This window comes from Halobacillus aidingensis (genome assembly GCF_900104185.1).
GTDB classification, from domain to species: Bacteria; Bacillota; Bacilli; order Bacillales; family Halobacillaceae; genus Halobacillus; species Halobacillus aidingensis.
On the sequence record NZ_FNIZ01000002.1, the window covers coordinates 12151 to 32593 of the forward strand.

The 20443-nt window shown below is 44.3% G+C and carries 17 protein-coding genes; 12 read left to right on the top strand and 5 right to left on the bottom strand.

Annotated features, from left to right (window positions below):
* On the bottom strand, nucleotides 1-1236 hold the full coding sequence (locus BLS23_RS01780; protein WP_244157026.1) for a Zn-dependent hydrolase: 1236 nt from the start codon (nucleotides 1234-1236) through the stop codon (nucleotides 1-3).
* A 263-nt stretch (nucleotides 1237-1499) separates the two neighbouring features.
* Here BLS23_RS01780 and BLS23_RS01785 point away from each other — a divergent pair, with 263 nt between their 5' ends.
* The 3 genes from BLS23_RS01785 (at nucleotide 1500) to BLS23_RS01795 (ending at nucleotide 2811) form a co-directional block, all read left to right on the top strand.
* The gene (locus tag BLS23_RS01785; RefSeq protein ID WP_089650814.1) at nucleotides 1500-2249 is read left to right on the top strand and encodes an aminoglycoside phosphotransferase family protein; all 750 of its coding nucleotides are present in this window, start codon (nucleotides 1500-1502) and stop codon (nucleotides 2247-2249) included.
* A 3-nt stretch (nucleotides 2250-2252) separates the two neighbouring features.
* On the top strand, nucleotides 2253-2474 hold the full coding sequence (locus BLS23_RS01790) for a hypothetical protein (protein WP_089650815.1): 222 nt from the start codon (nucleotides 2253-2255) through the stop codon (nucleotides 2472-2474).
* Nucleotides 2475-2586: 112 nt separating this feature from the next.
* On the top strand, nucleotides 2587-2811 hold the full coding sequence (locus BLS23_RS01795) for a hypothetical protein (protein ID WP_089650816.1): 225 nt from the start codon (nucleotides 2587-2589) through the stop codon (nucleotides 2809-2811).
* A gap of 58 nt (nucleotides 2812-2869) precedes the next feature.
* Here BLS23_RS01795 and BLS23_RS01800 read toward each other — a convergent pair whose 3' ends face one another.
* Entirely contained in the window at nucleotides 2870-3055 is a 186-nt protein-coding gene (locus BLS23_RS01800; RefSeq protein WP_089650817.1) for a YjzC family protein, read from the bottom strand.
* Nucleotides 3056-3358: 303 nt separating this feature from the next.
* Here BLS23_RS01800 and BLS23_RS01805 point away from each other — a divergent pair, with 303 nt between their 5' ends.
* From BLS23_RS01805 to BLS23_RS01815, 3 genes are all read left to right on the top strand, one after another.
* Nucleotides 3359-3985, top strand: a complete 627-nt coding sequence (locus BLS23_RS01805) for an FMN-dependent NADH-azoreductase (protein ID WP_089650818.1) — start codon at nucleotides 3359-3361, stop codon at nucleotides 3983-3985.
* A gap of 183 nt (nucleotides 3986-4168) precedes the next feature.
* Nucleotides 4169-5143: a cation diffusion facilitator family transporter gene (locus BLS23_RS01810; protein WP_089650819.1), complete on the top strand. Its 975-nt coding sequence runs from the start codon at nucleotides 4169-4171 to the stop codon at nucleotides 5141-5143.
* A gap of 83 nt (nucleotides 5144-5226) precedes the next feature.
* Nucleotides 5227-6537 carry a Glu/Leu/Phe/Val family dehydrogenase gene (locus BLS23_RS01815; RefSeq protein ID WP_279615110.1) on the top strand — a complete coding sequence of 437 codons (1311 nt, stop codon included), beginning with the start codon at nucleotides 5227-5229 and terminating at the stop codon, nucleotides 6535-6537.
* Between the two features lie 40 nt (nucleotides 6538-6577).
* On the opposite strand, the gene BLS23_RS01820 is transcribed toward BLS23_RS01815, so the two are convergent.
* Together BLS23_RS01820 and BLS23_RS01825 are read right to left on the bottom strand one after the other, a co-directional pair.
* A complete protein-coding gene (locus BLS23_RS01820) occupies nucleotides 6578-8011 on the bottom strand; it encodes an aldehyde dehydrogenase family protein (protein WP_089650820.1) in 1434 nt (477 codons plus the stop codon).
* A 9-nt stretch (nucleotides 8012-8020) separates the two neighbouring features.
* The gene (locus BLS23_RS01825) at nucleotides 8021-9655 is read right to left on the bottom strand and encodes an acetolactate synthase large subunit (protein ID WP_089650821.1); all 1635 of its coding nucleotides are present in this window, start codon (nucleotides 9653-9655) and stop codon (nucleotides 8021-8023) included.
* A gap of 211 nt (nucleotides 9656-9866) precedes the next feature.
* Between BLS23_RS01825 and BLS23_RS01830 the strand changes: the two genes are divergently transcribed.
* The 4 genes from BLS23_RS01830 to BLS23_RS01845 all read left to right on the top strand — a co-directional run bounded on the left by BLS23_RS01830 (nucleotide 9867) and on the right by BLS23_RS01845 (nucleotide 15565).
* Complete coding sequence (locus BLS23_RS01830; RefSeq protein WP_089650822.1) at nucleotides 9867-11342, top strand: PTS mannitol transporter subunit IIBC; 1476 nt, start codon at nucleotides 9867-9869, stop codon at nucleotides 11340-11342.
* Between the two features lie 531 nt (nucleotides 11343-11873).
* Nucleotides 11874-13967, top strand: coding sequence for a BglG family transcription antiterminator (locus BLS23_RS01835; protein WP_089650823.1), 2094 nt, complete (start codon nucleotides 11874-11876; stop codon nucleotides 13965-13967).
* Between the two features lie 13 nt (nucleotides 13968-13980).
* Nucleotides 13981-14418: a PTS mannitol transporter subunit IIA gene (locus BLS23_RS01840; RefSeq protein WP_089650824.1), complete on the top strand. Its 438-nt coding sequence runs from the start codon at nucleotides 13981-13983 to the stop codon at nucleotides 14416-14418.
* A 1-nt stretch (nucleotide 14419) separates the two neighbouring features.
* Nucleotides 14420-15565 (top strand): mannitol-1-phosphate 5-dehydrogenase, encoded by a 1146-nt coding sequence (locus BLS23_RS01845; protein ID WP_089650825.1) that lies wholly within the window; start codon nucleotides 14420-14422, stop codon nucleotides 15563-15565.
* 168 nt (nucleotides 15566-15733) lie between these two features.
* On the opposite strand, the gene BLS23_RS01850 is transcribed toward BLS23_RS01845, so the two are convergent.
* Nucleotides 15734-16477, bottom strand: coding sequence for an IucA/IucC family C-terminal-domain containing protein (locus BLS23_RS01850; protein WP_089650826.1), 744 nt, complete (start codon nucleotides 16475-16477; stop codon nucleotides 15734-15736).
* Nucleotides 16478-16689: 212 nt separating this feature from the next.
* Between BLS23_RS01850 and BLS23_RS01855 the strand changes: the two genes are divergently transcribed.
* Together BLS23_RS01855 and BLS23_RS01860 are read left to right on the top strand one after the other, a co-directional pair.
* Nucleotides 16690-18522 carry an IucA/IucC family protein gene (locus tag BLS23_RS01855; RefSeq protein WP_089650827.1) on the top strand — a complete coding sequence of 611 codons (1833 nt, stop codon included), beginning with the start codon at nucleotides 16690-16692 and terminating at the stop codon, nucleotides 18520-18522.
* A complete protein-coding gene (locus BLS23_RS01860; protein WP_089650828.1) occupies nucleotides 18503-20434 on the top strand; it encodes an IucA/IucC family protein in 1932 nt (643 codons plus the stop codon). The genes BLS23_RS01855 and BLS23_RS01860 overlap by 20 nt, the downstream gene beginning before the upstream one ends.
* Nucleotides 20435-20443 lie beyond the last annotated feature (9 nt).

Sequence of the window (20443 nt, forward strand, 5' to 3'; positions counted from 1 at the left end):
TTAGGACTGAGCGATTTTTAACGCGGTGTGGTAGAGGAGCTCGACTCCTTTTTGCATGTCTTCCATTTCGGCATATTCCAACGGGTTGTGGCTGATCCCTTTTTCACACCGGACGAAAATCATCCCGTAATCACTGATGTAGGACATGAATAAGGCATCGTGAAAAGGGCCGCTCATCAAGGTTGGGGAGTCATAACCGAGCTGTTCGTCTTCCTTTTTCATGATGTCTTTGATCCAATCGGCACAGTAGCGGGGATCACTGCGTGTATCTTCACTGATGGAGAATTCCAGGTTGTGTTCTCTGCTTGTACGTTCAATGATTTCATAGAGTTTCTTTTCGAGTTTTGTGCGGGCATCCAAATCGATATCACGAAGGTCGATCGTGAACTCGACTTTTTCAGGGATAATGTTGCGGGAGTTCGGGAAGGTCTGGACACTGCCGACAGTTCCTACAGTATTCGGCGTGCCTTCTTTAAGGACAAGTTCATTGAATTCTTTTGTGATGATGGAGGCTCCTAGAAACGCATCCTGCCTTAAGTTCATCGGAACAGACCCTGCGTGTCCCGCAAACCCTTCCAATGTCACTGTAAGCCAGATCGGACCGGAAATGGCGGATACGATTCCGACGGGTTTGTTTTGCGACTCGAGTACAGGACCCTGCTCGATATGAAGCTCAAGAAAGGCTTCAATATCGCCAGGCTTATAGACAGGACTTTGACTCAAATCTGGTTCTACGCCGAATTCTCTAAGTGCTTCTAATCGGGTCACCCCATTTTTATCTTTACGTTCGAGTTCACCATCTTCCAATTGACCAATGATTCCGCGGACACCGAAGACACCTTTATTGAATCTGGAACCCTCTTCATCTGCAAAGCAGATCACCTCTATGGAGCGATTGGGGGTGATGCCTTCTTCTTTCATCGTATGTACAACTTCAATGGCGCCTAAAGCACCTAATGTTCCGTCAAAACGACCGCCATAGGGCTGGGAGTCAATATGGGAACCTAACATTAGAATCGGTTTGTCTTTTTCTTTTCCTTCGACACGACCAACTAAGTTCCCGAATCCGTCAATATGTGTATCAAGACCGGCTTCTTCCATCCAAAGGCGTACAACATCAACGGCTTCTCTGTCTTCTTTCGAATGAGCGAGTCGACAGACACCGGTTTCTCCAATTTTCCCGATTTCGGCTAAGGTTTCGATGTGTTCCTGAAATCTTTTTTGATTGATCTTCAAGTTGGATCTCCTCCTTGTTTTACTAACTATATCAAGTTCATAATTGTCTGACAATTGACAAAACGTTAAATCATAGGGGAGGAAGATTGGACAGGAGGGGGTTTTTTGTACAAGATGTCGGATGTGGAGGTCATTCATTCATTTTTCGGAAAGAATGAATGACCTACTAAAAGTTGGATGCTGATGCTTTTGAGATATAGCAGCTTTGATACAGCAGGAAGGAATGGGTTTAAAAAAGAATATAATCGTAGGAGGATGATTGGATGGATCAAAAATGGGTGAAAAGTCGTTTGATAGATTGGGCGCAAAAAGCTGGTCTTGGGTTGGATATAGATGATACCGACATTCAGTACATATGGAATCCAAATGGTTTTGTTAATCAGTCCTATCAAATTTCTGATGAGAAAAAACACTTGCATGTGAAGTTTGCAAAGCGGGACCATCAACCGAAGTTACAACAATGGGCGCGTCATCACAAATATTTGACGGAACATTATCAAGCACCAATGTTGGTTATGGACATTCATGAATCGGTGATTCCTGATCACCCTTATGGTCTTGTGTTCGAATTTTTTTCTGGGGAGGTATGGGAAAATCAAGCTTGGACGGATGAAATTTTTTCGAAGGTATCTCAGTTACACGGTGATCAAAAGCTTAAACGTATGCTTGGAGCAGCAGAAAAAAGGTGCGCAGATGCTTTCATCGGAACGTATATTCGTCGGTTCAGAGAAGATATGAAAATTATTGATGCCAATAGAGAAATCCTTTCTTTTGTAGAAAAGGAAACCTTTGATTGGTTTCATGATGTGACGGATCAGTTGGAAGAGGAAGTGCTACATTCCCCTCATTTTGAACGTCCAGCTGATGATGTTGTTCATAATGACTTGAACCAGCAAAATATTTTAGTGAATGCGGACGGGTTTTGCATGATTGATTGGGATGACCTTACTCTTGGAGATGGCGCAGCAGATTATGCATCGCTGCTTTGGTCTTGGGTTTATACGGAGGAATGATCGATGTGGGAGGAAAGAGTGAGAGTACTTGCAGGAGATGAGCGGTTTGAACGGATGGGACTTTATTTTAAGGCGAAATTATTAGATGGCATCATTGATGTGCTTGCCGATTATGTAGAAGCAGAGGAATTCCCTGATGTGAAGGAGAGAACGCAACATAGAGCGAAAGTCACACATCTTCACGCTCTGGAATTATATAAAACGCGTTATGGTACAGTTCTATAAGTGATCGATCCAAAGGATAGCGCCTTTAAAAGGTTCGCACAATTCTTGGGCATGTTTGTCTCTCTTTTTACATATCCTACTAGTAATAGAGGATCACATAGGGAGTGACAAAATGGGTTTCACATATGGAAAAGATGAACTGATTGGTGACTTGCAGCAGGTGTTTGCCAGACACAATGTCCAATCCATCCGCGTCAAAGAGCCCGGCACGTTGTTCCGTGTGGAGACAGATGGTTCACTTACGATCGGGATTGGGGCGACGATCACGTCATTTGAACGCCAGCCTGATGAAAAACAAGCACCCGTATTTAAGGTGATTAATGGAAAGAAAAAATGACGAAAAGTCCTGGGCAGGGGGATGTCCAGGACTTTTCTATGTGTTGACGTGCGTATGATTATGCTTTTTTCCAGTATGCAGCTTCTTTACTGGAACGTAGAGGTGGGAACGTATCGCCATTGCTCAACTCGATATGTTTCTCATCCTCTGTCACATTGTCGTTTTTACGACCATCCACTAAACCATCAAATTCGTAAGTGCCTGCTTCTGGAGCTTGTTCACCTGTTTTGTAACGATCAGCCATTGAGAAAAACATCCTTTCGAATTTGTTTTAGTTGTGCGCACATAAGCTATATAACCGCATACGCCAAAGTGAAAACCCTTTTTTGTAAAAATGTTACATTTGAAGGAGTTTCCATTTTCTAAGACTTGTAGTTTGACAAGTAGAAGATAAGTTATTAATATATACAACGTTGAATAGTTTGTGTAGCAACATCTTGAATTACGGACATAAAACCAATCCTACGTCCGAACAGCTATCATTAGGCTTATTTTTATAATCTATGGTTGCTACAACAACTAATTTATATAAATGGAGGTTCACACGATGACAAAAGTACTTTTCGTAAAAGCAAATTCCAGACCGATGGAGCAGTCTGTGAGCGTCAAACTTTACCACACTTTCTTGGATAACTATAAAAAGGTCCACCCGGATCACGAGATAGAAGAGCTCGACTTGTTTGAGGAAAACCTGGATTATTATGACAATGACAAAATCAATGGCATGTTTAAGCTTTCTAAAGGTATGGAACTTACTCAAGCTGAAATCCAAGCGACGAATACAGTAACAGCATACTTGGATCAGTTCCTTGCTGCAGACAAAGTCGTATTTGCATTCCCGCTATGGAATTTCACCATTCCAGCAGTTCTGCATACGTATTTCGACTACCTGGCTCAGGCTGGCCAAACGTTCCGCTATACAGAAGAAGGACCTGTCGGCTTGCTTCCTGATAAGAAGGTAGCCATTTTGAATGCCCGTGGCGGCGTTTACTCTGAAGGTCCTGCGAAATCCGCAGAGATGGCCGTTAATTATGTAGAAAACATCCTGCAATTCTGGGGAATCGAAGATATTACGACTCTCGTGGTCGAAGGTCATAACCAGTTCCCTGATCGCGCAGAAAAAATTATCGAAAATGGACTTGAAGAAGCTGCATCTGCAGCTGCGTCATTCTAATTCATCTCAAAGAACAAAAAAGCATCCCAATGGGGTGCTTTTTTTGTGTTCGGATTTAGATGGAAGAAAATGTATGACCTGGTACGGAAGAATATGTAAGACCTGGTCAGACATTTTATGGAATGATTTCCGCTTGATCTTGGGAAACTATGGGGAGAAGCTGGGGACGGAAAGGGGTAAGGGATGAGAGAGTTATTCGTCTTGTTGAAGAAAGGTAATAAACCGGCATTGTGGGCAAGCATCATAAACGCCACGATTTCATTGATTAAAGGCATTGCTTACTTCATTACTGGGAATGTGGCGATGTTTGCGGAAATGATGCACAGCATTGGTGACATGGCCAACCAATTCTTTGTGTTCATTGGTTCAGCCCTTAGTAAAAAAGCACCGACCGATAAATTTCCGAATGGTTTTGCCCGGCTTGTAAACCTTGTATTGCTTGGTGCTGTCATTATCGTTGGCATATTGGCTTATGAAACGATCAAAGAAGGGATCCATCATATCCTTCATCCACCAGAAGCAGGTTCCTGGCTCTGGCTGAACTTGACGGTACTTGGGGTTGCTGCGATTCTTGAGTCTTTTGTGTTGTACAAAGCAATGAAAGAAGTTGTCAAAGATATCGGTCAGGAGAATGTCAAAGGGATGGAGGTTGTAAAAGTGAGCCTCGCAAATCTCGGAGGGGCAAAACCGGCAACAAAGCTGGTTTTCCTTGAAGATATGGTCGCGACCGCAGGTGCACTCATTGCGATGATTTCCATCCTCATTGCCACCTATACGCCTTTTCATACAGCTGAAGGATATGCTTCCGTCATCATCGGTGTGATGCTGTTTTATGTTGTCGGTCGTATTTTCTTAGACAATGCAGCTGGTGTGTTAGGGGTAGCTGATGAAGAAATGGAAAAGAAAATTGGTGAATTTGTTTTTGAGCACCCTGAAGTGCGGGATATCAAAAAACTGATGGTTATGAAAGAGGGAGAAGAGCTGCATGTGGAATTGAAATTGGAGTTCGATCCGGAAATGTCCATAGAAATGATCGACCACGTGCTCGATGGAATTGAGAAGAAAATCCTTAACCAGCGCGGTGTAACAGAAGTCATCATTGAATCAGATAAAGATGATGACCAATTATCGTGGGATCCAGGAAAGAATGAAGTGTAATCATTTGGAAATTACTGTATGACCTGACCTGGAAGAAAATGTATGACGTGGTGTAGAAAAATATGGAAGGATGAGGTGGGAGTATGGGTAAGGAAAGGTACGATAAGGTAGAGTCGGATATTATGACGCATGGGCATAATCCTTATGAGATTGTGAAAGGGTTACTGAAAGAATCTGTGGAGAGGCTTGGCCTTCACGAAAACATTTATCATCTTCTTAAGAAACCGATGCGGGTGTTTGAAGTTTCCATTCCGGTAAGGATGGATGATGGGCGGATTGAAAATTTTACGGGATACCGGTCTCAGCATATGGATATCCTCGGACCGACAAAGGGTGGGATCCGCTTTCATCCGGATGTTAATCTAGATGAAGTGAAGGCACTATCCATCTGGATGTCTTTGAAGTCAGCGATTATCGATCTTCCTTTAGGGGGAGGTAAAGGCGGAGTGATTGTTGATCCTGATCAATTATCTGAGAGTGAGCTTGAGCTTCTGAGCCGAAACTACATCAAGAAAATCACACCAATCATCGGACCTCAGAAAGACATCCCGGCCCCGGACGTAAATACAAATCCGAAAGTCATGGGGTGGATGATCGATGAGTTCGATCAGCTTCGTGGATATAATATCCCCGGGATGCTGACAGGCAAGCCTGTTGTTCTAGGCGGTTCGCTTGGACGCCTGCAAGCGACGGGGCGTGGGGTTGTATTCACAATCCGTGAAGCTTGTAAAGTGCTCGGGATCGAGATGAGAGAGGCCACGGCAGCTATACAAGGCTTCGGGAATGTAGGGAGCATGACGGCGAAGTTTTTGCACGAACTTGGTGTGAAAATCGTAGCGGTCACGGACGCTAAAGGCGGCATCTATAAAGAAGGTGGCCTGGATATTCCGGATTTGCTAGCCTTCACAAACAAAGGAGAAAATTATGCTTCTTCCTATGAAAAAGCAGAACCGATCACGAACGAAAAGATGTTCAGCCTTCCTGTTGACATTCTCATCCCGGCTGCAATTGAAAATCAGGTGACAGAAGAAACAGCCCCGACGATTCAAGCGAAAATCCTTGCCGAAGCGGCGAATGGACCAACGACCCCGGCAGGTGATCAAATCCTTGAGGAAAAAGGGATTTTCGTCATCCCTGACATTCTCTGCAATGCCGGCGGTGTGACGGTTTCGTACTTTGAATGGGTTCAGAACAATATGAATTATTACTGGAAAGTCGATGAAATCAATAAACAATTGGAAGAAAAAATGCTTTCAGGATTTGAAAAGGTCATTCAGATGAAAGAAGAAAAAGGATGTCGGATGCGCGATGCGGCGTATATGGTCGGCATCAGCCATCTCGTGAAAGCGATGGATGCTCGTGGTTGGATCGGAGAAAAAGAGCTTAATTCATAACAAAAGCTGCTGTCCAGATTGTCGGACAGCAGCTTTTGTTTTACCCGTTCAGCCTTATGCCATAAAACTTCAATTCCGTCATATCCTCAAGTGCATATTGGACGCCTTCCCGTCCGATGCCACTCTTTTTCACCCCACCATATGGATGGTTGTCTTGACGGTAGGTGGACATTTCATTGATCCAAACCCCACCCATTTCCAGTTGATCAGCGACTCGAAATGCTCGATCAATATCTCTTGTGAAAATGCCGGCCTGAAGTCCATATATGGAGTCATTGGACTGATGGACGACCTGGTTTTCTGATGAGAATAGAATCACAGAAACGATGGGGGCGAACACTTCTTCTGCAATAATTTTCATGTCGCTTTTGACGTTTGTCATGATGGTCGGTTTTAATAACGTCCCATTCCGCTCACCACCAGTTTCAAGTTTAGCGCCATTGTCAATCGCATCATCAATCCACATCTTTGCGCGTTTCGCTTCATCTTCATTGATCATCGGTCCGAACTCCGTTTCCTCGCTCATCGGATCACCAATCTTCAGTGCTTCTGTTTTCTCAATAAACGCTGTTAAAAAACGATCATAGATATTCTGATGCACATAGATACGCTGGGCCGATATACAGACTTGTCCTGAAAAAGCAAAAGCGCCTTTGACTAAACTCGAAACCGCATAGTCCAAGTCTGCATCCTCAAAAAGAATGTTAGGACTGTTTGAGCCGAGTTCAAGTGTCACTTTTTTAAATCCAGCATTTTCACGGATCGTTCGTCCCACAGGCAGGCTTCCTGTAAATGTGACCTTATGAATTTTATCGTGTTTCACAAGAGGGTCTCCAATTTCTTTTCCTGTTCCAAGCAGAAAGTTAAGGGCGCCTTTTGGGAGTCCGGACTCATGAAGAAGCTGGACGAGTTTGTAGGCGGAAACCGGTGTTTTTTCCGCTGGTTTCAATACGATCGTGTTACCCGCGGCAATGGCAGGAGCCACTTTATGCAGCGTTAAATTTAAAGGGAAATTGAAAGGTGTGATCGCTGCCACAACCCCGAGCGGCACGCGCTTTGTGAATCCAATCCGGTTTTCCCCGCCAATCGCTGCATCCATCGGAATGACTTTCCCTTCAATGTGCTTCGCTTCTTCTGCCGCAAAGCGCAGGACTTGGACCGAACGCTGCACTTCACCCTGGCTGAATTGAAGGGGTTTCCCGGCTTCTTTGGTGATAGTTTCAGCGAACTCATCCTTACGTTCCTCTAAAAGTTTCGATGCTTTTAAAAGAATATCTGCCCGGTCATGCGCCGGCATTTTCTTCATCGTCTGATGAAAAGTGTCGTAACTAATATCGATGGCTCTATTTAAATCATCTTCTTTAGCTAAGGCCAGCTCAGCAACCATTTCCTCGTTGTAAGGGTTTTTTACCGTAATGGTTTCCCTTGTTTCTTCCAGATATTCTTCACCATTGATAATGGAGCCGATTTTCATGTGTTCACCTCATTCGCATGTAATATTTTTTAGTTTTTCCGTTAGCTTCATGTTTTCGCTGTAATCGACAGGGCAGTCGATCAACACAGGTTTGTTCATGGAAATCGCCTTGTCCAGTGCTTTTTGCAGGTCTGTCGATTGATCAACACGGAAAGCTTCCATGCCGAAAGACTGGGCCAATTTGATAAAGTTCGGATTGCCGAATTCAATGTAGGATGGATGCTCGAATTTTTTCATCTGATGCCATTCAATCAACCCGTAGCCATCATCCCTCCAAAGGAGAATGATGATCGGGAGGTTCAGTCTGACCGCGGTTTCGAGCTCTGCCCCAGTCATTAGAAAAGATCCATCCCCGCAGACAGCGACTACGTTCCGATCCGGAGCGGCCATTTTAGTTGCAATTGCCCCCGGGACCGCTACTCCCATGGAAGCGAGTCCGTTCGAGATGAGGCAGGTGTTCGGCTTGGATGTATGGTACATGCGGGCCATCCACATTTTGTGGGCGCCGACATCTGAAATCACGATGTCTTCCTCTCCCATGGCATTTCGCAAGTCCGCAATGATTCTTTGCGGTTTAAGTGGGAAGGCCTCATCCTGTTGATATTGCGCATACTCATCGAGGATATTTTTACGGATGGATGTGGCCCAGTCAAGGTTTCTTTCTTTTTCAGGAACCGCTTTTATTAATTGTTTCAAGTTCTCTTTGATATTCCCGACCACGTTCAAGGCGACCGGATAATAAGCGTCAATTTCAGCTTCTTCTGTATCGATATGCAAAATGGGTGTCTCACCGGTCGGATTCCAGTTTTGAGGTGGCGTCTCGGCCATATCAAAACCGATCGGGATGATCAGGTCTGCCTGTTGGAATCCACATGTAATATGATCTTTCCCACTCAAACCTGCCGTAAGGAGGCTGAGTTCATGCTTCCAGGACAGAGCGCCTTTCCCCATAAACGAGTGAACGACAGGGATGTCCGCTTTTTCTGCTAACGCTTGAAGTTCACCTGTTGCTTGCTCACGAGTAATTCCGTTCCCTGCTAAAATCAGAGGCTTCTCTGCCTTGGAAAGCAAATCCACTGCTTTCTGGATGACTTTTTCGTCGGCTTGTGGGAGAGAATGGCCGGTGATCGGGAGTGGTTGGGCCGTCACTTCCATGCTCGCCACATCCTCAGGTAAATCAATATGAGTCGCTCCCGGTTTTTCCTGCATCGCCAGTTGATACGCTTTTCTTACGACTTCAGGAACAATCTCGCCTGTTTTGATTTGTGCATTCCACTTCGTTACAGGGGCGTAAATGTCAACGAGATCATAGTACTGGTGGGAAATTTTATGCTGGCGGTTCAATCCCGCCTGCCCCGTAATCGCGATCAGTGGGCAGTGGTCCATATTCGCATTGGCTACACCGGTCAAAAGGTTGGTAGCTCCTGGTCCGAGTGTGGCCAGGCAGACGCCAGGTTTACCCGTCAACCTTCCGTAGGTGCCGGCCATAAAAGCAGCACTTGTTTCGTGACGAGTCGTAATGAATTCGATGGAAGAGTCCAGAAGGGCATCCATTACGTCGATGTTTTCTTCCCCAGGGACACCGAAAATATATTCGACGCCTTCGTTTTCTAAGCATTTGATCAATAGTTGCGCAACGTTCATGTCTTTTCCTCCTTGTCGCTCTTATTTTGCGTTATGACGAGCCAACTTATGAGCAAAAGGATTTCTATTTAGCAAGGGATCAAGAGCATATTTTAGATTTGTCACATTCCGTTTGACAAAGCTGCATTTAGATTGTCTTGAGAATAGGGTTGTAACCGCTTTATCATGAAAGTACAGAAAAAGAGAACAAACGAGACGAGGAGGAAATCTCATGAGTGAGAAAAAACAAACAGGTGCAAGAGCTCGTGTTCAGCGGTTCGGAAGCTTTTTGAGCGGAATGATTATGCCGAACATCGGGGCTTTCATTGCATGGGGTATTATAACAGCTTTATTTATTCCAGATGGATACATTCCTAATGAAGATTTAGCAGAAATGGTCGGTCCGATGATCACCTACTTGCTGCCATTACTGATCGGTTTTACAGGTGGACGATTGGTCCACGGACTTCGCGGAGGTGTCGTAGGTGCGACAGCTACGATGGGTGTCATCGTCGGAGCGGACATCCCGATGTTCCTTGGTGCGATGCTGATTGGTCCCCTAGGCGGTCTAGCGATCAAATGGGTGGATAAACTTTTTGAAGGCAAGATCAAGTCTGGATTTGAGATGCTTATCAACAACTTCTCTGCTGGGATTGTTGGAGCCATCCTTGCGATGATCGGCTATTATGTGATCGGCCCGATTATGTCGGGACTGACGAACATTTTAGGTTCTGCCGTTGAAGCGTTAGTGAATGCGGGATTATTGCCGCTTGTTAACATTTTCATAGAACCAGCGAAAATCTTATTCTTAAACAATGCGATCAACCACGGAATTTTAAGTCCGATTGCTGTGGATCAGACACAGGAATTAGGAAAATCGATTTTATTCTTACTTGAAACAAACCCTGGTCCTGGTTTAGGAATTCTTTTGGCATTCAGTATCTTTGGAAAAGGAATTTCCCGCCAGACGGCACCAGGCGCTGCCATCATTCACTTCTTTGGTGGTATTCACGAAATATATTTCCCTTACATCTTATCTAAGCCTGCCTTGATATTGGCAGCTATTGCCGGTGGGGTTACCGGAACGACAACGTTCGTAGCTTTCGGTGTCGGTTTGACAGCTACTCCCTCCCCAGGAAGTATTGTCGCGCTTATGCCACTCACAGCAAGAGGTGATCACCTCGGTGTGATTGCAGGTGTGCTTCTTGCGACCCTGGCATCATTCATTGTCGCTTCCTTGATTCTTAAATTCAGTAAGAACGATGAAGAAGAAGATTTGAATGAAGCTACAGCTAAAATGGAAGAAATGAAAGGGAAGAAGAGCTCTGTTTCTGGACAGTTGAATTCTCAGCAAGAAGAGCAAAAAGAAGAGGCGAATGAAGAGGTTTTAGATAGAAACACAGACGTCGTTCCATCCGTAGACCGCAGCAATGTCGATAAAATCATCTTCGCTTGTGATGCGGGAATGGGGTCTAGTGCGATGGGAGCTTCCCTCCTGAAGAACAAGTTCAAGAAAGCAGGAATCCAAATTGATGTGACGAACATGGCGATCAATGATCTGCCAAGTGACGTAGACATCGTCATTACTCACAAAGACTTGACGGAACGTGCCGTACAAAGAGTACCAAACGCACACCACATCTCTGTTGATAATTTCTTGAACAGTCCGAAGTATGATGAACTCGTAAACGAACTTAAATCTGAATAAGTCCCTTAGAGGCCTGATCACTCCGATCAGGCCTTTGTTTTTCTGAATATGGCCCTCTAGACTTAGTTTCGAGACTTTTGCAGTTAGTTGTGGGAGCTTGAGCAGATGAGACCTTTCCTGCGGTGCAATTGAAAGAGCAAGGAAAATGTAGAGGGTTGGGAAACATTGCGAAGATGATAATAAAAGCTTAAAATTCGCTAATAAATGTTCAAAAGCTGCTAATAAAAATACTGAAACCGCTAATAGGTGTCCAGGAAGCTACTGATAAAAGTTTAAAAGACGCCGATAAATGATAGAAAGACACTGATAAAAGTCTAAAAGTCATTGATAAATGTTCAAAACCCACTGATATATGCTCCTAAGACGTTGATCACTTACAAAATTTAATGAAGCATAGCTTATTAAATTTTGTCGCGCCTAGTGTGACGAAGATGACTTTTCTAATCATTGAAAACCCTTACGATGAAACCTATCATGGAAATATAGAAACAATAGTTATTAAATCTTGTCCTTGAAGGAGGTGGATCATGAATGTATGTGACAGGTCGTGAAAGGAAGATCTTAGATCGCCTGCTTGGTCAGGATGATCAAGTGACGGTGAAACAATTGGCCAAAGAGCTAGATATCAGCACAAGAACGGTGCATCGGGATTTGAAAGGGATTGAAAATATCCTGGCCGAAAGGGAATTGTCGCTTGAGAAAGAATCCGGGGGCGTCCTTTTGGTAAAAGGGCTCGTGAATCAGAAGAAAACGCTCAAGATGGAGTTAAGTCAGCAGGCCTCGGTGGATTATACGCCAGAAGAACGGCACGTTTTGATTTTATCTAAGCTTTTGGAAACTCGTGAACCTGTCAAGCTGGTGGCGATTGCGAATGACCTTGGTGTCACGGTAGCAACGATCAGTCATGACCTCGATAAAATTGAAGATCACCTCAAGGACTTTCAGTTGAAACTTGTTAGAAAAAGAGGCTATGGCGTCGAAGTAGTCGGAGAAGAATCAGGCATACGAGAAGCCATTAGTCAATTAATTATGACCCATATGAATGAGCTTGATTTTTTCACAATGGTGAGGCAGAACATCCATGAGGGGAATCAAGTGGTTGAAGATTCTTTATCCGGACAGCTGCTGGACATCGTTAATAAAGAAACTCTTGCACTTATTGAACATCACGTCGATGAGTTGCGGAAGGATTTATCGTATCCTCTGGCGGATAGTGCTTACATTGCGTTGGTCGTGCACCTTGCTTTAGCGATTGAACGCATGCAGCAAGGGGAAAAGATTCATATTGATGAAACACAGTTGGAAAAGCTCCGTGCTACGAAAGAGTATTCTTTTGCAGAGGATTTGATCGAACAATTAGCAGGTGCGTTTCAACTCTCTATACCAGAAGCTGAAACAGGTCATATTACGATGCATTTAATGGGGGCGAAGGCGAGGTACAATCGTGATTCTTTGCTCGAAGAATCAAGTATGAGCATTGCGTTTAAAGCGAAACAGCTGATCGCAAAAGTCTCCCGGCGTGTAGGGATAGACTTCAACGAGTATGACCGTTTATTGAATGACCTTGTCGTTCACTTGAAACCAAGTGTTTACCGTTTACAGCATAACATGGATATCGAAAACTCATTTACTGATCAAATGGAAGAAGATTATCCTGTTTTGTTCGAAGAAGTGGAAAAGTCGCTTCAGGAAGTATTTCCAGGATTGCATTTTCCCCGTGAAGAAACCGCTTTTATCGTGATGCATTTTGCATCTGCGCTTCTGAACATGGAAGGTGTGTCTGGAATCAATGTCCTTGTCGTCTGTTCCAGTGGAATCGGCACGGCCAAAATTCTGGCTGCCAAACTGAAGAAGAAGTTCAACGAAATTGAACAGATTGAACATCATTCTCTGTTTGATCTTAAGGGAATGGATATTTCGCAATATGACTTGATCGTATCAACCATTCGTCTTGTTGATGTAGAGGCATACGTCCAAGTGAGTCCTGTGTTACCTCAAAAGGATATTCACAAAATCGAGCATGCGATCAGAAGAGTGCGTGTGACGAAACAATTGAAAAAGCCGGTTATGGTACAGAAGGGCGAAGATGAAAAGTCGTTCCGGGCCATTCAAGCGAAGGTCGGGGCTTATGAACGCTATGCCCGTAACATTAGTAAGGTTCTTGACCACCTGCATGTGACGAATATAAAAGCTACTCATGTGGATGGTGCACTGGATCAGGCGGTTCACCATTTGAAAGAGGCCGGGGCAGTTTCTGAAGTGGACGACATCGTTGACCATTTGCTGGAACGGGAAAAAATCGGAGGACTAGGAATTCCGGAGACAAGCCTTGCGCTTTATCATGCGAGAAGCTCTTCCATCGACCAACCTTCCTTTTCTGTTCATATTTTAGATGACCCCTTGAAGGTTGAAGGAATGGATGGCGAGGAGATGGTCATCAAAACGGTGCTGCTCATGCTCGCACCTGAAGCGCCGAGTCAAGAAGGATTGGAAACGTTGAGCTTCATTAGTTCTCTCATTATAGAAGATGAAGAGTGCACGTCGATCTTAGAATCTGAAAATGAGGAAAAAATCCTTCATTATTTAGCAAACCAACTTTATATATTTTTAAAATCTAAAGGATAAGGGAGTTTTTATCATGTCTACAAACATTTTGAAAAAGGAAAACATCGAACTGAACAAAAGTCTAGCAACGAAAGAAGAAGCGATCCGCTATGTTGGTGGCATTTTGAACAAACAAGGGTATGTGGATGGAGCATACATTGAAGAAATGCTGAAGCGTGAAGAAATCACTTCTACATTCATGGGGAACTTCGTAGCCATTCCTCACGGGACAGAGGAAGCGAAAAAGTCTGTTAACGAAACAGGAATTTCTGTCGTCACTGTACCGGAAGGCGTCGATTTCGGAGGTGGCAATATCGTCAAGCTTCTGATCGGAATTGCTGGTAAAGGGGATGAGCATTTGGAAATCCTTTCTCAAATCGCTATCGTTTGTTCTGAAGAGGAGAATGTTGAAAAGTTGATTGCAGCGGAAACGAAAGAAGAAGTTCTTCAAACGTTCAGCGAGGTGGAGTAAGATGAGAGCTGTTCATTTCGGAGCAGGAAATATAGGGCGGGGTTTTATTGGCGCGCTTCTCGATCAGTCCGGCTATGAGACAGTTTTTGTTGATGTGAATGAAGCGCTGATTGATCTATTGAATGAGCGCAATCAGTACCATGTGGAATTGGCTGGCGCCGATTCTACAATTGAGGTTAAGAATGTCAGTGGGTTGAATAGTATGAAACAGCCACATGAGGTGGTGGAAGCGCTCGTTCATGCGGATCTTGTCACGACCGCCGTTGGACCTAATATCCTTCCTGTCATTTCAAAGCTTCTTGCAGAAGGATTAGAAAAGCGCATGAAGGAACAAGCGGGACCTTTGAATGTCATCGCTTGTGAAAACATGATCGGCGGATCCGAAGCGTTGAAACAGCATGTGCTTGAAAACATGGATGAGTCCTTGCATGAGCGATTGGTAGACTTGATCGGATTTCCAAATGCAGCCGTGGACAGGATAGTCCCCGACCAGCACAATGAAGATCCTTTGACCGTTAAAGTTGAACCTTATTATGAATGGGTAGTAGAAACGCCTGCCATCAAAGGGGTGCAGCCGGAAGTGGAAGGAATCACCTATGTAGAGGATCTTACTCCGTATATTGAACGAAAGTTGTTCACGGTCAATACAGGTCACGCAGCGACTGCATATCTTGGAAGCTATTATGGACATTCCACAATCAAAGAAGCGATGGATGACCCTATAGTTAAGGAGAAAGTGGAAGGCGCGTTGAAGGAAACAGGTGCTGTGCTCATAGAAAAGTATGGATTTGACAAGGTGCAGCATGAAGGCTATGTGGACAAGATCATCAACCGTTTCTTGAACCCGGACTTGTCGGATGAAGTTACACGTGTAGGACGTGGCCCGATCCGTAAGCTTGGACCGAAAGACCGTCTTGTACGTCCAGCTGTCGAATATTTAGAACGAGTAGAAGAGGATCCGCATTATTTAGTAGAAGTGATTGCAGCTGCATTAAGTTACAAAAATGAAGCAGACTCTGAAGCGAAAGAGCTGCAGGAGAAAGTCTTAGACCATGGCCCTACAGCTGCTTTTAAGGATATCTCCGAACTAAATGCTAATCACCGCTTAGTCCAATTGGTAGAACAAAAGTATAAAGAGATGAACTAACATAACGAAAGATCCCCACAGGAAATCCTGTGGGGATCTTTCGTTATCCACGAATGGAAAGCCTTTGAATAGGGTGCATGCATGGGAAATATTGGTGTACCAGGTCATACAAATTATTCCATCTATACACAAAAAAGCAGCCCTGAGCTTTTCTGATAAGCTCGGGCTTTATTTGATGCGGTCGTCGCGCTCTTCGTCGGGGATGAGAGGGCAGGTGGGGCAGCATTTGGCTTTGTCTGCGTCATGAAGCATGTATTTCATGCAGCAGTGACGTCTGACATAGGTTTCTTTTCCGTTGTCCGCCTGGTAAAAGCGGAATTTGAAATGCAGCGGGTTTCGCTTGTTTTCCTTGAACAGTTCATGGGTGGTGAACCAGCGGAAGACGGTCTCTGTCCATTCATCTGCCTGGTCTTTCACAAGGACGCACTTTCGTTGATGGAGGTTGTGAGAGACGATGGAACGCATGTGTGTCGTCTTACACTTGGACACTTGTGCGACGGTTTGGAACAATGGTTGCAAGTGCTGAGTAATGAACGTGTGAATTGATTCTTTTACTTCTTCTTCAGGCAAGTCCGCGATTTTGTGAACGGCATCCTCGTCTACGATATAATTCATGGCATTTTTTTCTTTTAGCTCAATGCAGATATTTTCAGGACTTGCATCAATGACGACCCCATGTCTGATCATCGTCTCAAACAAACCCATGGTGAGAACGGAATACATTTTTCCGAATAGCAAACCAGTGATGGCCAAGTTCGGGGCATTCAGCTGGTCCTTTTGTTTCGTCAGTAATTCTTTCATCGCTTTTTTATTTTGAATGAGATCATCGACTTTGTAATGAGAACGGTCCTTGTACTCAGAACCAACAAAGATGCGATGATCGTTCTGAATTTGTTCGAATACACGTTTCATTTCGATGTCTCCCGTTTGTAAGCTTTATTTTTGCTGATAACTGTTTTCAATTATAAAATAAAACCAAACATACAACAACTGAAGAAGCATAATGGACATGGACTTGGGAGTAAGCTAAGGTTATGAACACAAGTAGGTCCGATTATGATTCGTTGTTTTAGGGAATAGACAGATTTACAATACAATATCATTCCTCCACGGAGGTGAACAAAATGGAAGCCATGAATTTAATAAAAAAGAAATTACCGGGTTATGAATCAACATTTTTAGAAAATGTAAAAAAAGCGGATACTCTTACTTTACATCAACTGATTCAAGCGATTTTTCGGGAGCGTGTCGTTCCCTATGAATGGAGGAACCGTAAAAATACATTGGTTCTTTTAGTAAACGATGGAGAACTTCACGTACCTGTTTCTAATCTTTACATATTTCAACACATCGATATTGATGGAGACATAAGGTTTGTGGATCAAGAGGGAAATCAATCCTTGGTCGATAAGTCCGAAACTTGCTTAGAACTGCTTTTCCCGGGAAATAATCGATCTGATTTTTATAAAGAAATCCTGAACAGTGTGACGAATCTGGCTCTGGCACTTACAGTAGCGGAGCATAGAAGAAGACAAATCGGAAACCTGGCAGAAGATGCGTTTTCTTATGCAGCTTCTCAAAAGAGCCCGCTGACTTTTTTTGAACAGTGGGTCATCCAAGGGCATACCATTCACCCATGCAGTCGAACAAGAATGGGCCTGACACCTGAGGATGTCGCCCGGTACGCTCCAGAATGGCAAGGGAAACCAGGCGTACTGCCACTGCTTGTTCATAAAGACCGATATCATATGACTTCAAAAAATGGTGAAAGCATGAAGTCCATCCTTTTGCAGGAATACCCGCAGTTTGAAAAAGCATTCCAACACGTCTGTAAAACTCATGATGTAGTTGAGGAAGACTATGAAATTATTCCCATCCATCCATGGCAATGGGAACACACCATCACAAAATATTATAAGGATGATTTGGAAGAAAAATTACTAATTCCGGTCAATGAATTCACGATCCCGACATCCGCACTGATTTCTTTCCGGTCGCTTGCACCTCTGGACGATCGGACCAAGCATCACATTAAAACGGCTGTCAATGTACAGATGACGAGCGCGGTTCGAACCGTTTCAGCGGCATCGACTAAAAACGGTCCCACATTATCCCGACTCTTGCAAACGATCTTCTGTCGTGATGAGGATCTATCACGCTCACTTTCCATCATGGGAGAGGAGGTCGGTATTCATTATAAGCCCTATCAAGAAGAGAGCCAGAATTTCCTGCAGAAAAATGCGGCGGCGATTTTACGAGAAAATCCAGAGAAAGATTTGGGAGGGGATGAGGTAGCGCTGCCAGCAGCTTCTTTGCTTGCGCCTTCGCCATTTTCAGGAAAGCTGGTCGTAGAAGAAGTGGCGGCAGCCTATCCTTCACCTGAAGCATTCATCTATGACTATGCCAAGACGGTACTGCCCGGTGTGCTTACGTTGATTACGAAATATGGCATCAGCATGGAGGCCCATCTCCAGAATTGTGTCGTTATTTTTGAAAAAGGGAAGCCTAAAAAGGCGGTCCTCCGTGATTACGGAGGCATCCGGATCATGAACGAACGCTTAGAACAGTATTTTGACCAACAGCCGATCGATCCAAGCACGAATTTATTGACAAAAGATCGGTCTGAGTTATTGGATGTGTTCTCCCATGCGCTTTTCCATAATCATTTAGGGGAGATTATCGTCGCGCTCGCTAGACGAAAAGCTGTCAGTGAGAAAGTGATGTGGAGTAAAGTCGAGCAGGTGATCCACGAAACGTATGAACATATGAAAGAGGATAAACAAATTCTAACGGAAGCCCTGTTAGATAAAGAGGAGATTCTCACGAAACCGACGAAGATGAAGGCCCTCGTGAATATGCGGTTGTCTGATCAATATACGGAAAATCTTTATGTGGAAATCCCTCATCCTTTTGCTGAAAGAAAAGAGGTGAAACAAAATGATCCTGCCCTTAACTGAACGTATGAACGCGCGAAATCCTGGTTTGCATAAAGAAGAAGACCAAGCATTTCAATTCTTGAATAGCGCTTATCCTGCTTATACTGCACGTTTCTTTGAATGCCGGGCTGAAGCAAGAAAAGGCATCCTGTTGAAGCTTGCCAATTCCATTATTCGTGAAAATATTGATGACCTTTATTCCGGTGCTATTCCTATGGATGGTGAAAATTCATATTTAGGTAGAACCATTTTTGAAGGCGGAGATTCTCCACTAGAGAAAGACCGAACATATTTGCTGGTACAAAAGCAGGGGAACAAAATCTTATTCCCGGTTTTAAACAGATCGGCTTTCCGCTTTGTTGAAGTGGATGTGCCATTGCTGGTTGAAGGGCGAGGCGTCCGTCCTGTATCTTCCGCATCAGAGCTTGTGTTTCTTTTGTTTAAAAAGGAAGACTACCCAAATCGGGACACATTTGTACTGGAATTGAACAATGGAACGGCAAATCTTGCGCTCGCTCTAACTTTTCATGAGGAATGGAAACAGGCGGTACGCACGGAAGCTGCGAACCTTGAGGTGGAAACATCTATTGATTATGTGTTGGAAAAAGGGGAGGACGCCCATTTATTTTTCGAACAGCTTGTCGTTGAAGGGCACCATCTTCATCCTGGGGCTAAGACGAAAATCGGATTAACCTATGAAGATACATTCCGGTACTCCCCGGAATTTCATCAGACGTTTCCCATCCGTCTGGCTGCCGTTAAGAATACATTGGTATTGAGCACTGGAACAACGTTCGAATCCAGTTTTCCAGAAACCGCTGAGGCAGGGAAAAAGGAGTTAAAGGATCGTGGATACGTGGAGGATTCGTATACGATTTTACCTGTGCACCCCTGGCAGTTTGAACATGCGATCCCTGAGATTTATCAAAAGGAAATCGAGGATGAAGAAGTAATCCTTTTATCTTCAAGACCTATGGGTGCAGAGGCGACTTCTTCGTTCCGGACGGTAGCTCCTAAAAGGAAAGAAGCTCCTGTGTTGAAGCTTGCTGTGAACAGCCAGATGACGTCGACCGTCCGTTCGATTTCCACACAGACAGCGATGAACTCCACCGTTTTTTCAAAAATGATGGAGGAAATCAAAGATAGAGAGCCTCATTTGCATTCCTTTGTCCCCTTAAATGAATGGGGCGGGGCCGCTTTCCGATCTGAAGAACGGTTGAAAAGCCGTAATTTGACGATGTTAATTCGTGAATCTCTTCATCCGCATCTGGAAGAAGGGGAAGTGGCGGTTGCTGGGATGAGCTTGTACGCGCAATCCCCGATCAGTGGTTTGACAATCCTTCATGAGCTTGTCCAGGAATTTGAGACGAAACACCATCTCAGTCGGACCGAAGCGGCCAAAGAGTTTTTCTGTCATTATATACAAAAGGTGCTCCCGGGTTATATGACGATGATGGTCAAGTATGGAGTGGCATTGGAGGGGCATCTGCAGAACAGCCTGCCTGTGTTCAAGAATGGACGATTGACCCGATTCTTTTTCCGGGACTGGGGAGGAGCAAGGGTTTATGCGGAACGTCTTCGGAATCAAGGGATTTCTCCGAAGTTCGCCGCTGATTCGGTCAGTGTGACGAATGATCGTTCTCAGGTGCATAACAAGTTGTATTACACCGTTTTTCAAAACCATTTGGGAGAAATCATCCGTCAGCTCGTCACATATTCCGGACTGCCGGAAGAAACATTTTGGATGGAAGTAAAAAGAGTGGTAAAGGAAGAGTTGGATCGATTGTCTCTGGTGGATGATTTAGCCGTCCAAGTAGCAGAAGATCGAACGTTTCTATTCCAGCCGACCGTCATGCATAAGTCATTGACCCAAATGAGGCTGAGCAATAGTAAAGGGGACGCTTACACGGAAGTGCCGAACCCTTTAGCTTGAAGAAAGTGT